A 13,552-nucleotide genomic window follows, 5' to 3' on the forward strand; every position below is an offset into this window, starting at 1 on the left:
AGCCGCCGCCCGTTCCGTGAGACCCGCGGCTACTCGAAGTGGGCGTCCTCGTCGAGCAGCTCCGCCGCGTCGCTCTCCGCCTCCGCGAGGACCTGCTTCACGACCGGGATCGCCACGCCCGAGCCGTAGCCCTTGCGGGCGAGCATGCCGACGAGCTTGCGGAGCACCGCGTCGTCGGGCTGGCCCGCGAGGGACCGGTAGCGGCGGCGGGCGAGCTCCAGGGCGGCCTCGCGTTCGTCGTCGTCGCTGACCTGCTCGACGGCGGCGTCGACGAAGTCGGGGTCGACGCCTTTGCGGCGCAGCTCCCCCGCGAGGCTCCGCTTCGACAGGCCCCGGCTGCGGTGGCGCGACTCGACCCAGGCGCGGGCGAACACCGCGTCGTCGATGAGGCCGACCTCGGCGTAGCGCTCCAGGATCTCGGTGACGATCTCCTCCTCGAAGCCCTTGCGGCGCATCGAGTCCCCGAGTTCGGTGCGCGTGCGGGGCCGGCCCGACAGCAGGTTGAGACAGTACTGCCGGGCCGCCTCGGGGTCGTTCGGCTTAGAAGTCGACCGGGGGTTCTTCAATCTCGTCCTCGGCGGGTGCGTCAGCCGCGGCGGCGTCGACGCCGAGCTTCTCCTTGATCTTCTTCTCGATCTCCAGGGCGAGGTCCGGGTTCTCCTTGAGGTTCGTGCGGGCCTTCTCCTTGCCCTGGCCGAGCTGGTCGCCCTCGTACGTGTACCAGGCGCCCGACTTCTTCACGATGCCGTGCTCGACGCCCATGTCGATGAGCGAGCCCTCCTTGGACACGCCATGCCCGTAGAGGATGTCGAACTCGGCCTGGCGGAACGGCGAGCCGACCTTGTTCTTGACGACCTTGACGCGGGTGCGGTTGCCGACGGCCTCGCCGCCGTCCTTCAGCGTCTCGATCCGGCGGATGTCGAGGCGCACCGAGGCGTAGAACTTGAGCGCCTTGCCGCCCGCGGTGGTCTCGGGCGAGCCGAACATGACGCCGATCTTCTCGCGCAGCTGGTTGATGAAGATCATCGTGGTGCCCGTGGTGTTCAGGCCGCCGGTGATCTTGCGCAGGGCCTGGCTCATGAGCCGGGCCTGGAGGCCCACGTGCGAGTCGCCCATCTCGCCCTCGATCTCGGCGCGCGGCACGAGCGCGGCCACCGAGTCGATGACGATGAGGTCGACCGCGCCGGAGCGGACCAGCATGTCTGCGATCTCCAGGGCCTGCTCGCCGGTGTCCGGCTGGCTGACGAGGAGGTCGTCGACGTTGACGCCGAGCTTCTCGGCGTAGATCGGGTCGAGCGCGTGCTCGGCGTCGATCATCGCCGCGACACCGCCCTCGGCCTGCACGTTCGCCATGGCGTGCAAGGCGATCGTGGTCTTACCGCTGGACTCCGGACCGTAGATCTCGATGATGCGGCCCTGCGGCAGGCCGCCGACGCCGAGCGCCACGTCGAGCGCGATCGAGCCGGTCGAGATGGTCTTGACGTTCTGCTTGGGCTTCTCGCCCAGCCGCATGACCGAGCCCTTGCCGAACTGCTTGTCAATCTGGGCCAAGGCGAGGTCGAGCGCCTTGGACTTGTCCTGAGCGGAGTTCATTCCGCCTCCCCTGGTTCCTGTCTGCTTAGCCATACGAACACGGTAGTCGCCCCCACCGACAACCTAGGACAACGGCTTGTTCGAACAGGGCCCATCTCGCAGAGATAAGGAAGCCTCGGGAACCGGGTTCAGCGCACGAGGCGGGACGGGATCCGCTCGGGCCAGGCCCGGCAGACGGCCATCCACACGGCCTTGGCGTTCTCGCCGTCGGCGAGCGCCTGGTCGATGGTGCGGCCGCCGAGCTGGCCGATGGAGTGGTCGGAGGCGACCGACCGGGCGTACGTCGCGCCGAAGGTCTCGTTCATCCGGTCCCAGAAATCGCTCAGCTTCATGCGCCGCTCCCCCGCTCCGCGCACCGGCCGGTGCGCCGTTCCTGCCGTTCCACCCGCACAACGGTAGGCGACTCAGTGGGCCGGGGCCAAGCCCAGGTGGCAAGATTGCCGGGTGCCTCGCGTCAGCCAAGAACACCTCGACTCCCGCCGTCAGCAGATCCTCGACGGCGCCCGCTCGTGCTTCGCCAAGTTCGGATACGAGGGTGCGACGGTCCGGCGGCTCGAGGAGGCGACGGGGCTCTCGCGCGGGGCGATCTTCCACCACTTCCGGGACAAGGACGCGCTGTTCCTGGCCGTGGCGTCGGTGGACGCGGCGGAGATGGCCGCGACCGTGGCCGAGCGGGGCCTGGTGGGCGTGATGCAGGACCTGACGACGGGCGCCGCCAAGCCCGAGACCGCCGGCTGGCTCGGGACGCAGCTGGAGGTGGCGCGGCGGCTGCGCACCGACCCGGAGTTCGCCGAGGCGTGGGGGCGGCGGCGCGAGGCGATCGCGGAGGCGAGCCGGGAGCGGCTGGAGCACCAGCGCGAGATCGGGGTGCTGCGCACGGACGTCGACATCGAGGTCCTGGCCGGGTTCCTGCAGCTGATGTACGACGGCCTGGTGCGCTATCTGGCGACGGGCCGCGACGACCTCGACATCACGCGGATCCTCAAGCTCGTGGAAGAGGCCGTGCGCCGTCACTGAGCGGAGGGCATTGTGCCCGTTGTCCCGGCGTCTGTCACTGCGTCTGAGCCACGCAATTCCCCCCAGAGATTCCTGGACCCTACATATTTACGCACATCGTTATATGTTGCTACACTGTGGCTTTGATTGAAAAATCAATCAAGTCGTTGCGGCTCCTCCACTGCCCCGGTCGGCCCCGACCGGACTCCAGTGCCTCTCGCAGGCCGCCGCGACCCGACACCCCACATGGGAGGCATACATGATCACCCGACTCCAACCGATCGGACTCCTCATCGGACGCGTCGTCCTCGGCGTCGTCTTCATCGCCCACGGCTGGCAGAAGTTCAGCGTCAACGGCATGGACGCGACGGCCCAAGGGTTCGACAGCTTGGGAATCCCGGCACCCACGCTGGCGGCCTACTTCACGGTCGGCGCCGAGATCGTCGGCGGCGCGCTGCTTGTTCTGGGAGCGCTCCTACCGCTCGCGGGGCTCTGGCTCGCCAGTGTCATGCTCGGCGCGATGTACTTCGTGCACCCGCTCGACGGCCCGTTCTTCTCCCAGGAGGGCGGGTACGAGTACGTGCTCCTGCTGGCCGCCGTCGCCATCGGCATCGGCTTCTCCGGAGGCGGCGCCCTCGCCGTCGACTCGCTGTGGCTGAACAAGGTGGGCGACAAGAAGCACGGCGACGAACCGGCGCGGGCCGAGAGCATGGCCTGACCCGCGTACAACCGCACAGGAGCCTCCGAGCATCGCTCGGAGGCTCCGCGCGTTCAGGCCACGAACCGCCGCACGCGGTCGCGGATGCCCGCCGCGTCGAGTCCGTGCAAGCGCTCGTGCTCGGCCGCCGTCCCGTAGCGGCGCAGCTCCTCGCGGCCCACCCCGATCGACAGCAGCCGGTGCGGGCGGTCCTCGAAGGCCTTCGCCACGAGCCAGGCCGAGGTCCCTTCGAGGTACGGCTCCACCATGACGACCGCGTCGCCGGTGTCGGCTGCGAGCTCCCGCAGGGCGGCGGTGTCGAGCGGGCGCGGCGTGTTCGTGTACGCAACGGTCACGTCGAGGCCTTCGGTCGCCTCCAGCACGTTGTCGAGCAGCGGGCCCACGACGACCACCGTGGCGCGGCGGCCCTCGCGCAGGACCAGCAGCCCGCCGTCCGGGACCGCGTGCGGGTTCTCGTTGTGGCGCAACGAGAGCCGCATGTAGACGCCCTCATCGGCGGCCACGGCGCGGTCGAGCAGCGGCGGCACCTCGGCGGCGTGGCCGGGCACGGACACCCGCCAGCCCGGCAGCGTGTCGAACAGCGCCACGTCGCGCGGGCTGAAGTGCGTGAAGCTGCCCTCGGCCCAGTCGTACGACGCGCCGACGCTCACCAGGACGCCGCTCGTGCCCTGGTGCTCGAAGTCGAGCTTGATCTGCTCGAACGCCCGCTCCACGAGGAACGGCGCGTAGGTGTGGGCGACCGGCCGCAGCCCGGCCAGGGCCAGTCCCCCGGCGGCGCCGACGAGGAGCTGCTCGCGGATGCCGACGTTGATCACCCGGTCGGGGTGGGCCTTCAGGGCGTCAGCGAACAGGTCGGTCGAGATGTCGGCGAGGACCACGGCGACGCGCGGGTCGGCGTCGACGAGGTCGGAAAGGCGCGCGGCCCAGGCGTCGCGCATCGTCAAGGGCTGCATGTCGTCGGTGAGCGGGTCGGCTCGGAACACCATCGGAGTCTCCTAGGGGCGGTGGACGGCCACGGTGACGTGCGGCCGGTCGGGGTGGGCGGCGGTGAAGGAGCGGTACAGGGCCTCGTGGTCGTCGGCGTCCACAGTGGCGGCGCTCCAGCCGTTGACCGCGAAGCGGGAGGCGATGCCGCCGGGCCAGCCGTGCGAGGCGGAGCCGTTGTCGACGACGACCGCGTTCAGGTTCGCGAGGCCGACGGCCCCGGCGTAGGCGATCGCCTCGTGGTTCGAGCCCTCGTCGAGCTCGGCGTCGCCGAGGAGGACGAACACGCGCGAGTCGCGGAAACCGTTGGCGCGCAAGCCGTGCGCGGTGCCGACGCCGAGCGGCAGGCCGTGTCCGAGCGAGCCGGAGGAGATCTCCGCGCCCGGGACGAGGGTGGCGTCCGGGTGGGAGCCGAGCCTCGATTCGAGGGACGCGACGTCGTCGAGCCAGCCGGCCGGGAAGAAGCCCTTGGCGGCGAGGACGGCGTAGTAGGCGCTGGGGCCGTGGCCCTTCGACAGCAGGAACCGGTCGCGGGCCGGGTCGTCGGGCCGCCGCGGGTCGACGCGGAGGACGCGGTCGTAGAGGACCCATATGGCGTCGAGGGTGTAGGTCTTGACGACCGGGTACCGCACGTCGGTCACGGTGCGCTTCGCGAGCTCCCGGACCTGTTCGAAAGTGACGTTCACGCCGGGAATCATGTAACTTCAAGTCGACTTGAAGTAAAGACCGAAGTGAGCAGGGCCACATGACTTCGCACGATCCGGCGACGATGCTGACGATCGGGGACTTCGCCGCGCGCGCCGGCGTCAAGACCTCCGCGCTGCGCTACTACGAGACGCTCGGGCTCATCCGCTCCGTGCGCACCGGCGGCAACCAGCGCCGCTACCGGCGCGCCGAGCTGCGCCGCGTCGCGTTCATCCGGGCCGCGAGGTCGATCGGGCTGTCCCTCGACGAGATCAAGACGTCCCTCGACCAGCTGCCGGACGGGCGCATCCCCGACCGCGCCGACTGGCAGCGGCTCTCGACCGATTGGAGCCGCCGCATCGAGGAGCGCATCGCGCACCTGCGGAACCTGCAGGAGGAGCTCGACGGGTGCATCGGCTGCGGCTGCCTCTCGATCAGCCGGTGCGCGATCTACAACCTCTCGGACAAGGTCGCCGCCGAAGGCGAGGGGCCGCGGCTGGGGTTCAGGACGCCGTGATGTTGTCCTGGCATTCGGTAAGGCCGCCAAGGGAATTGAGATCGGCCGGGTCGATCACCAGCCACACGAACGGAATGTAGCCGACGCCGCCATCGGCCATCTCGACCTGGATCATGAGGCTTGAGGCGTCCTTGCCCGGGTGGTAGTCGTGATAGCCCTCTTCCTCCTCGCCGCGCGGCACGATCTCCTCGGCGTCCTCGTAGCAGCTGAGTTCGAAGCGCTCGCCCACGGCGGCGGTGCCGATGGCGCTGTCCGCGACGGTGTAGACCTCGCGGATGCCCGGCTCGCCGCCCTGCTCCTGGCAGTACTGGCGGGACTGCGGGCAGTCCCAGTAGACCTGGCCGGTGACGGCCGTGGTCTCGACGGTGGCGACCTTCCCGTCTTCGAAGGCCTTCTCGCGGTAGACCCAGATCTCGTAGGTGTCCGAGGCCCAGAGGTTCACGAGGGTGAACTGGTCGCACGGCACCGGGATCGCGAACTCGGAGATCTCGGTGCCCCTGATGTCGGCCAGGCAGCCCTCCAGGTCCGCGGCCGCGTCGGTGGCGATCGTGACCGAGCCGGCCGTGGTCTCGGTGTCGACGATCGCGACCTCGGCCCATTCGGAGACCGCTTCGCCGTCGTACATGTCCCCGGGGGTCGGTGCGGGATCGGAGGACGCTGTGGTCGAGCCGGTCTGGCCCTCGCCGCCGGTCCCGTCGCCGTCGTCGTCGCGGTTGAGGAGTTCGGAGATGAGCAGGCCGACGAGGAGCGTGATGATCAGGCCGAACACGAACAGGGTGAACGGGCGTGGCGACCGTCGGTCCGGTTCGGGCGCGGCGGGAGCCGGCGGCGGGAGGGTGCCGGTCTGGGGGGCTTGGGTGGAGGCCGGGGCGGCGGTCGGCGGGGCGGCCGCCGCGGCTTGCGTCGGGGCTGCGGCTACGGCCGCCGGTGTGTATGTCGGGACGGCCGATGCGGCACCGGCCGCGGGAGTTTGCGGTGGGGAGAGCAATGGCGGCGCGACCGGGGTGTACGGCAGTACCGCCGGAGTCGAAGTCGGCGCCGGGTTCGGGGGCGTCGTCACCGCGGGGACTGACACCGCGCCTTCGCTGACGACCAGCTCGGGCTGCTCGATGAGGGTCGGGGCGACGCCGAGTTCCTGGTGGATCATGGTGGCGGCCAAGGGCATCCGGCTCGCGCCGCCGACCATGAACACGCCCGCGACCTGGTCGGGCGTCAGCCCGGCCTCGCGGATCACGGCGCGGGTGATCTCGACGGCCTGTGCGAGGAGGGGCCGGGCCAGGAGTTCGAGTTCGGCGCGGGTGAGCAGCTCCTCGACGGCGAAGCCGGGCACTGCGATCTCGGTGCTCGTGCGGCGCGACAGGCGCTCTTTCGCTTCGCGCACTTCGTCGTAGAGCGAGAAGCGGTCGCGGAGGCGATCGGCTCCGGCGTCGGGGTCGAGGAGCGCGGCCCACTGCGCGGCGCGCTCCGGGGAACCGGCGAAGCGGCCGCCGAGGTAGTCGACGAGGGCCTGGTCGAGGTAGTGGCCGCCGATGCGGTCGGAGCCGTCGACCGCGAGCACGTCGAAGCCGGCCTCGGTGCGGGACACGGCGCTCGCGTCGAAGGTGCCCGCGCCCATGTCGAAGACGACGAGGGTGCGGCCCGGCGCGAGCTCGTGGCCGAGGACCTCCGCGAAGTAGCGGGCGGCGGCGACCGGCTCGGGCATGAGGACCGGGCTCACGGCCCCGGCGCTCGCGGCGGCGTCCTCGACGACGTGGCGGCGGGCCGGGCCCCACCCGGCGGGGACGGTCACTGTCACGGACCGGGGCACGCCAGCCGCGGTGCCGCAGTCGGCGATGACCCGGCGCAGGACCGCCGCGACGGCCTCGCGGACGTGGAGTTCCTTGTCGCCCAGGAGGATCGTGGTGGCGTCGAGACGCAGCTTCGGGTTGCGCTCGTAGCGTTCGGGACGGCGGCGGCCTTCGCGGGCGGCGTCGCTTCCCACGAGGATGGATGACTCGTGGTCGAGGTATATCCCTGATGGCAGGAGGGGTGTGCCTTCAAAGAGGAGCTGGTGGCGGCGGCCGTCGTCGCGCAGGACGGTCGCGACCGTGTGGTGGGTGCCGAAGTCGATGCCGAGCGCGGCGGCCGTGCGGGAGGCGGAGTCCAATGCCGTGCTTTCTGAAGGGTCGGAATCGGGACCGCCCCAGCGTACTAGGGAGGCGCGACGGGCGGATCGGACGCTTTCGGCGGCAAGGTGATCGCACAGGCCAGAGCCTCTTGGCGACGGGGCACGCGGGTGGTGGCGTCGGCGGGCGCGGCGCCCGCCGCGCCGGGCGGCGCTAGGGCGTGCCCCTTCCCACCCGCATCCGCCTCCGACCAACCGAAGAAATGACACGATGCTCCCACACGGGTCCGACACTGCGCGCGGGTCTTCTGGGGATGCGAAGCGGCCCTGGGGAACCGAGTTCCCCAGGGCCGCTTTCGTCAGTCAGTGCCGGTTGGCGCTGCGGTGGTTACCAGCGGTCGCGGCGTTCGCGGTCGCCGCGGAAGCCGCCGCGCTCGCCCCGGTCGTCGCCGCGGAAACCACCGCGGTTGCCCCGGTCGTCGCTGCGGAAACCGCCGCCCCGGTTGTCGCGGTCGCCGTAGGAACGGCGCTCGCCGTAGCCGCCGGAGCGCTCGCCGCCGCGGAAGCCGCCACCGCGGTTGTCGCGGTCGCCGTACGAGCGGCGCTCGCCGCCGCCGTAGCCGCCGCCCCGGTTGTCGCGGTCGCCGTAGCCACGGCCGCCGTCGCGGTTGCCCTGGTAGCCGCCCTCGCGGTTGCCGCGGTACCCACCGCGGTCGCCGCCTTCGCGGTTGCCCCGGTAGCCGCCGCGGTCGCCGCCTTCACGGTTCCCTCGGTAGCCGCCGCGGTCGCCGCCCTCGCGGTTGCCGCGGTAACCGCCGCCGCCACGGCGCTCGCCGTAGCCGCCCCGGCGCTCGCCGCCGCGGTCGTCGCGGTCGCGGCGCGGGCCGCGGTCGTCGCGGCGCTTGGACGGGCCCTCGACGATCTCGCGCTCGGCCTGCTCGCGCAGACGGGCCGCCTCGGCGCGCAGGCCCTCGGCGTCCTCCTTCATGCGCTCGATCTGGCGCTCGAGGCGCTTGACCTCTTCGTCGCTGCGGTTCGCCTGGTGCTCGGCCGACACCGCGCGCAGGTCGGTGAAGTTCCGGGCGCCCATGAGCTTGGTCAGCTCGGCGTCGAAGTTGTCGTTGACGTAGTGGCGCGTGGCCTCGACGCCGGCACGCTCGATGAGGCTGAACATGCTGCGGTTCTGGTGCGGCAGCACCAGGGTCGCCACGTGCCCGGACTGCCCGGCGCGCGCGGTGCGCCCGGCGCGGTGCAGGTAGTCCTTGTGGGTCTTCGGCGGGTCGACGTGGAGGACCATGTCGACGCCGTCCACGTGGATGCCGCGGGCCGCGACGTCGGTGCAGACGAGCGCGTCGAGGCGGCCGTTCTTGAAGCGGTCGAGGACCTTCGAGCGGTCCTGCTGCGACATGCCGCCGTGCAGGCCCTCGGCGTTGACGCCGGCCTCGCGGAGCTCCTCGGCGATGCGGTCGACGGCGAGCTGCGTGCGCACGAACACCATCGTCAGGCCCGGGCGGGACGCGACGGCGGCGGTCATCGTGGCCTTGTCGCGCGGGCCGATGAGCATCAGGTGGTGGGTCATGGTGGTGACCGAACCGGCCGGCGGGTCGACCGAGTGGACGACAGGCTCGGACAGGTACTTGCGGACGAGGACGTCGATCTCCTCTTCCAGCGTCGCCGAGAACAGCATGCGCTGGCCGCCGGCGGGAAGCTGGTCGAACAGCTCCTCGACCTCGGGCAGGAAGCCCATGTCGGCCATCTGGTCGGCCTCGTCGAGGATCGCCAGCTCGACGTCCTCGAGCGAGCACTCGCCGCGGCGGATGAGGTCGCGCAGGCGGCCCGGGGTGGCGACGAGCATGTCGACCCCGGCGCGGAGCGCGTCGATCTGGCGGTTGAACGCGGTGCCGCCGCAGACGACCTTCATGTCGATGCCGACGGCGTCGCCGAAGGTCTGCAGCGACTCGGCGACCTGGATCGCCAGTTCGCGGGTCGGGGTCAGGATGATCGCGCGGGGGCGCTTGGCCTTGGTGCGGCCGCCCGCGGCGAGGCGCGCGAGGGTCGGCAGGCCGAAGGCCAGGGTCTTGCCCGAGCCGGTCTGGCCGCGGCCGAGGATGTCGCGTCCGGCGACGGCGTCCGGGATCGTCGCGGCCTGGATCGGGAAGGGCGTGATGATGCCCTGCTCGGCCAGCGCGGCGGTGATCTTCTCTGGGAGGCCGAGCTCGTCGAAGGACGGGCCGGTGTAGGCCGGGACCTCGTCGGTCTCGACGGTGAACTCGTCGGCGGCGTCCGCTTCGGCGGCAACGGCTTCGGTGTTCTCGGCCACGGTCTCGTCGGTGCTGTCGTCCGCGGCGGGGGCCTCGGCGGAGGTCACGTCGGCGGCAGCGGCTTCGACGGCCGGAGCTTCGGTGGTTTCGGGGGTTTCAGGAGTTTCGAGTGCAGTGTCGGATTCACTGACGGCAGCATCCGGCACAGTCTGGTCAAGGGTCATGGTTCGCCTTCCGCGAGAACGACTTCGTAAGTGACGCACGTTCCGCGGAGATTTGGTTCACCATGAGCCGACGGTGATGGGGCGGGACGCGCCTGATCGGGCCACTAAGAGGGCCAGCTAAGAACAATAGCCGACCGTGGAGGAGGCCCGCCACCTCCACGGTCGGCTTGTGCCTAGAGACACCATTTCGAAGCCGTGTCGCTTTCGGGTCCGCGGCTTCGCGGGCTGGACGGGCCCTAGGCGTCGAACTTGCGCTGGAACTCGCCTCCGGCGTCGACGATCTCGTACCCGAGGGTGACGTTGATGTCGATCATGGGGGCGTTGACGTCGGCGTTGTCCGTCCAGATGGCACGGATGTGCGGGAAGTTCTCGCGCACCAGGCGCAGGTTCACGATCTTGAGGAGCAGGCCGAGGCGGTGGCCGCGGTGGTCCTTGTCGACGATCGTGATGCCCTGGTAGGCGTGCGGGAACTCGCCGTCGTCGTGGATGAACACGGCGGTGTTGGCGACGACCTCGCCGCTGGCGCGGTCGCGGGCGACGGTCTGGACGATGTTCATGCCCATGGCCTCGTTGCGGTCGGCGCGGGCGTTCTTGAGCTCGACGTCGATGGTCTCGGGTTCGAGTTCGAGGTCGCCGAGCGGGACCTCCGCGAGGATGGTGGAGTCGATGCGGGCCATCGTCTCGACCAGTTCCTCGGGGGTGCGCCCGATCCAGGAGATGATCTCGTAGTCGTCTCCGGCGGCGGCCTGGGCCTTCTCCAGGAGGGACTGCTCGGTGGCCTCGTCGAGGGCGTCGACGTAGCAGCGGCGGTTGATCCAGGTGAGGGCGAGCTTGAAGCCGTGCTTCTCGGCGAACAGCTGCCCGGCCTTGGAGCGCTCGTGGCCGCCTTCCCAGCTCATATGGGTGTCGAGGGTGAGTTCGGTGCGGCCGCGCTCGCGCGCGTACGCGATGAAGTGGTCGGCGAGGGCCGAGCCGATGCCGCGCCTGCGGTGGTCGGGGTGGACGTTGATCCAGGCCCAGCCGAAGTGCAGGTTGGCGCGGTTGGGGAGGCCGATGCCGAGGATGCCGACGACCTTGCCGTCTTCGACGGCGGCGAAGTGGGCCTCGTCCTCGTCCGGCGGCGGGTAGGAGAGGCCGGCGATGAAGTTCGCGCGGTGCGGGGCGGGGTTCTCGGGGTGGTCGGCCGCGTGGGTCGCGGTCATGACGTCGAAGAAGCCGGAGACGAGGTCGCCGTCATCGGTGTCGAGTTCGATGATTTCCATGCCGTCAGTGTGGACACCGGCGGTGACCTGCGGCAAACGAATTACGGATTCCGCGGGCGGGGTGCGCCCGTGCCGGTGCGGGTCCGGCACGGGCGGGTCGGTCAGGCGGCGAGGTTGCGCTTGTAGGAGACGCGGGCGTCGACGGGGCGGAAGCCGAGGAGGTCGTTGATGGCGACCATGTTGGCGTTGGTGTCGGCGTTGCCGGTCCAGACGGTGGTGACGTGGCCGTGGTGCTCGCGCAGCTGGCGGAGGTTCGCGAGCTTGGCGAGGAGGCCGAGGCGGTGGCCGCGGTGGGCGGGGTCGACGATGGTGATGGCCTGGCCGGCGTGCTCGTCGCCCGCTTGGGCGTAGATGACGGTGTTGGCGGTGACGTCGCCGGTGGCCTTGTGGACGGCGATGGTGCGGATCAGTATGTGGCCCTGGGCTTCGGCACGGTCCTCGCGGGTGCGCACGAAGTCGGCGTCGACGGTGCGGGGGCGCAGGTCGACGTCGCCGAGGGGGATCTCGGCGAAGATCTGCGAGTCGATGCGGCCGAGGCCTTCGACGTACGCCTCGGGGCAGCGGCCGATCCAGGAGACGAGTTCGTAGTCGTCGGCGGCGCCGATGGACTCGTCCCAGAGGCGCGTCTCGGCGGCCGGGTCGAGGGTGTCGAGGCGGAGGCTGCGGTCGATCTCGGTCAGCGCGACGGTGAAGCCGCGGCCTTCGAGGAACCGCGCCCCGGTGTCGGGGCGGACGGGGCCGCCTTCGACCTGGGCGCGGTGGCTGACGATGACTTCGGTGCGTTCCTCGTCGCGGGCGACCTGGAGGAGGTGGTCGAGGAGCGCGGTGCCGACGCCTCGGCGGCGGTGCGCGGGGTGGACGGCCAGCTCGGTCTCGCTGTAGTGCGTGTTTTCCTTGAGCGGCAGGTAGATCCACAGCAGGCCGACGACCTTTCCGTCCGCTTCCGCTGCGTAGCAGCGGATCTCGGAGTTCGGCGGCGGGTGTTCGAGCGCCCCGGCGTAGCGTTCGGCCGGGACGGGCGCGTTCTCGGGGGTCTCGGCGGCGCGGACGGCTTCGAAGACCTCGTGGACCTGCCGGAGCGCGTCGGCGTCGCCGGGGAGGACGCGCCGGATCGCCGCGGTCACTCGGACTCCAGCTTCAGCTGGTATTCGGCGTTGGCGTCGACGGTGGTGTAGTTCAGCAGCTCGTTGATGGCGATCATGGGCGCGTTGACGTCGGCGTTGTCGGTCCAGATGTACTCGACGTGCGGGAAGCGCTCGCGGATCTGGCGGAGGTTCGCGAGTTTGAGGAGCAGGCCGAGCCGGTGGCCGCGGTGGGCGGGGTCGACGATGGTGATGGCCTGGTGGGCGTCGCGGTAGTCGCCTTCGTCGACGGCGACCTCGGTCCAGGCGACGATCTCGCCCGCGCTGTCGAGGGCGACGGAGTGGGCGATGAGCTGCCCTTCGGCGGCGTGGACGGCTTCGCGGGCGCGGAGCTTCTCGGGGGTCATGTGCTCGATCTCCATCTCGATCTCCCCCAGGGGGATCTCGTTGATGATGGTGGTCTCCATGCGGCACATGGTGTCGAGGAGGTCGTCGGGGACGGGGCCGACCCACTGGCGGACTTCGTAGGCGTCGCCCGCGGCGGCCAGCGCCTTCGCGTACTGCTCGGCTTCGCGTTCGGGGCCGAGCGGGTCGACGGGGCTGCGGCGGTTGACGGTGGTCAGGGCCTTCGCATAGCCGCGGGCTTCGAGGAGGCGGGCGAAGCCGCCGTCGCGTTCGGGGCCGCCTTCCCAGTAGACGGGGGCTCCGGTGAGGACGGTGGTGCGGCCGTGCTCGGCGCTGGTGCGCTCGGCCCGGTCGAGGAGGGCGGTGCCGACGCCTTTGCCGCGGTGGGCGGGGTGGACGGCGCCGAAGCGGAGCATCGCGAGTTCGCGGTTCTCGTCGGTGAAGAAGGTGACGCGGGCGTGGCCGAGGAGCTCGCCGTCCTCGACGCAGGCGTACCAGCGGTTCTCGCGGCCGGGGAAGGGGTGGGTGAAGAGCGCCTTGAAGAAGCGTTCGACGGGGGCGGGGTTCTCGGGGGTGTCGGTGCGGTGCGCGGCGGTGAGGAGGGCGTAGGCCTGTTCGACGAGTCCGGTGTCCTCGGCGTTGAATTCGATGATTTCCACTGGGACAGTGTGCCGGTCGGGGACGGACGGTCTCAATCGCATATCGGTGGATGCGCGGCCGCT

The 13,552-nt window shown here is 70.8% G+C and carries 13 protein-coding genes; 3 read left to right on the top strand and 10 right to left on the bottom strand.

What is annotated here, in order from left to right:
- Positions 1-29: 29 nt before the first annotated feature.
- From ACGGCP_RS17215 to ACGGCP_RS17225, 3 genes are all read right to left on the bottom strand, one after another.
- On the bottom strand, positions 30-566 hold the full coding sequence (locus ACGGCP_RS17215) for a regulatory protein RecX (protein WP_392967171.1): 537 nt from the start codon (positions 564-566) through the stop codon (positions 30-32).
- Positions 541-1,593 carry a recombinase RecA gene (gene recA / locus ACGGCP_RS17220; protein WP_392967173.1) on the bottom strand — a complete coding sequence of 351 codons (1,053 nt, stop codon included), beginning with the start codon at positions 1,591-1,593 and terminating at the stop codon, positions 541-543. Before recA ends, ACGGCP_RS17215 begins: the two co-directional genes overlap by 26 nt.
- Before the next feature lie 128 nt (positions 1,594-1,721).
- Entirely contained in the window at positions 1,722-1,925 is a 204-nt protein-coding gene (locus tag ACGGCP_RS17225) for a DUF3046 domain-containing protein (protein ID WP_392967175.1), read from the bottom strand.
- Positions 1,926-2,037: 112 nt separating this feature from the next.
- Here ACGGCP_RS17225 and ACGGCP_RS17230 point away from each other — a divergent pair, with 112 nt between their 5' ends.
- A complete protein-coding gene (locus ACGGCP_RS17230) occupies positions 2,038-2,610 on the top strand; it encodes a TetR/AcrR family transcriptional regulator (protein ID WP_392967177.1) in 573 nt (190 codons plus the stop codon).
- 238 nt (positions 2,611-2,848) lie between these two features.
- Positions 2,849-3,307: a DoxX family protein gene (locus ACGGCP_RS17235; protein WP_392967179.1), complete on the top strand. Its 459-nt coding sequence runs from the start codon at positions 2,849-2,851 to the stop codon at positions 3,305-3,307.
- Between the two features lie 53 nt (positions 3,308-3,360).
- Here the strand turns inward: ACGGCP_RS17235 and ACGGCP_RS17240 are convergent, their stop codons facing one another.
- Positions 3,361-4,293 (bottom strand): transketolase family protein, encoded by a 933-nt coding sequence (locus ACGGCP_RS17240; protein ID WP_392967181.1) that lies wholly within the window; start codon positions 4,291-4,293, stop codon positions 3,361-3,363.
- 9 nt (positions 4,294-4,302) lie between these two features.
- Complete coding sequence (locus tag ACGGCP_RS17245; protein WP_392967290.1) at positions 4,303-4,932, bottom strand: transketolase; 630 nt, start codon at positions 4,930-4,932, stop codon at positions 4,303-4,305.
- A 104-nt stretch (positions 4,933-5,036) separates the two neighbouring features.
- Here ACGGCP_RS17245 and soxR point away from each other — a divergent pair, with 104 nt between their 5' ends.
- Entirely contained in the window at positions 5,037-5,492 is a 456-nt protein-coding gene (gene soxR, locus ACGGCP_RS17250) for a redox-sensitive transcriptional activator SoxR (RefSeq protein ID WP_392967183.1), read from the top strand.
- On the opposite strand, the gene ACGGCP_RS17255 is transcribed toward soxR, so the two are convergent.
- The 5 genes from ACGGCP_RS17255 to ACGGCP_RS17275 form a co-directional block, all read right to left on the bottom strand.
- Complete coding sequence (locus ACGGCP_RS17255) at positions 5,479-7,638, bottom strand: Hsp70 family protein (protein WP_392967185.1); 2,160 nt, start codon at positions 7,636-7,638, stop codon at positions 5,479-5,481. The genes soxR and ACGGCP_RS17255 overlap by 14 nt on opposite strands.
- A 346-nt stretch (positions 7,639-7,984) precedes the next feature.
- On the bottom strand, positions 7,985-10,081 hold the full coding sequence (locus tag ACGGCP_RS17260; RefSeq protein WP_392967187.1) for a DEAD/DEAH box helicase: 2,097 nt from the start codon (positions 10,079-10,081) through the stop codon (positions 7,985-7,987).
- A 236-nt stretch (positions 10,082-10,317) separates the two neighbouring features.
- Positions 10,318-11,343, bottom strand: coding sequence for a GNAT family N-acetyltransferase (locus ACGGCP_RS17265; protein ID WP_392967189.1), 1,026 nt, complete (start codon positions 11,341-11,343; stop codon positions 10,318-10,320).
- 101 nt (positions 11,344-11,444) lie between these two features.
- The gene (locus ACGGCP_RS17270) at positions 11,445-12,467 is read right to left on the bottom strand and encodes a GNAT family N-acetyltransferase (protein WP_392967191.1); all 1,023 of its coding nucleotides are present in this window, start codon (positions 12,465-12,467) and stop codon (positions 11,445-11,447) included.
- Positions 12,464-13,489: a GNAT family N-acetyltransferase gene (locus ACGGCP_RS17275; RefSeq protein WP_392967193.1), complete on the bottom strand. Its 1,026-nt coding sequence runs from the start codon at positions 13,487-13,489 to the stop codon at positions 12,464-12,466. The genes ACGGCP_RS17270 and ACGGCP_RS17275 overlap by 4 nt, the downstream gene beginning before the upstream one ends.
- Between the last annotated feature and the right edge of the window lie 63 nt (positions 13,490-13,552).

Source organism: Glycomyces sp. NPDC048151 (genome assembly GCF_043202775.1).
GTDB lineage: Bacteria > Actinomycetota > Actinomycetes > Mycobacteriales > Micromonosporaceae > Glycomyces.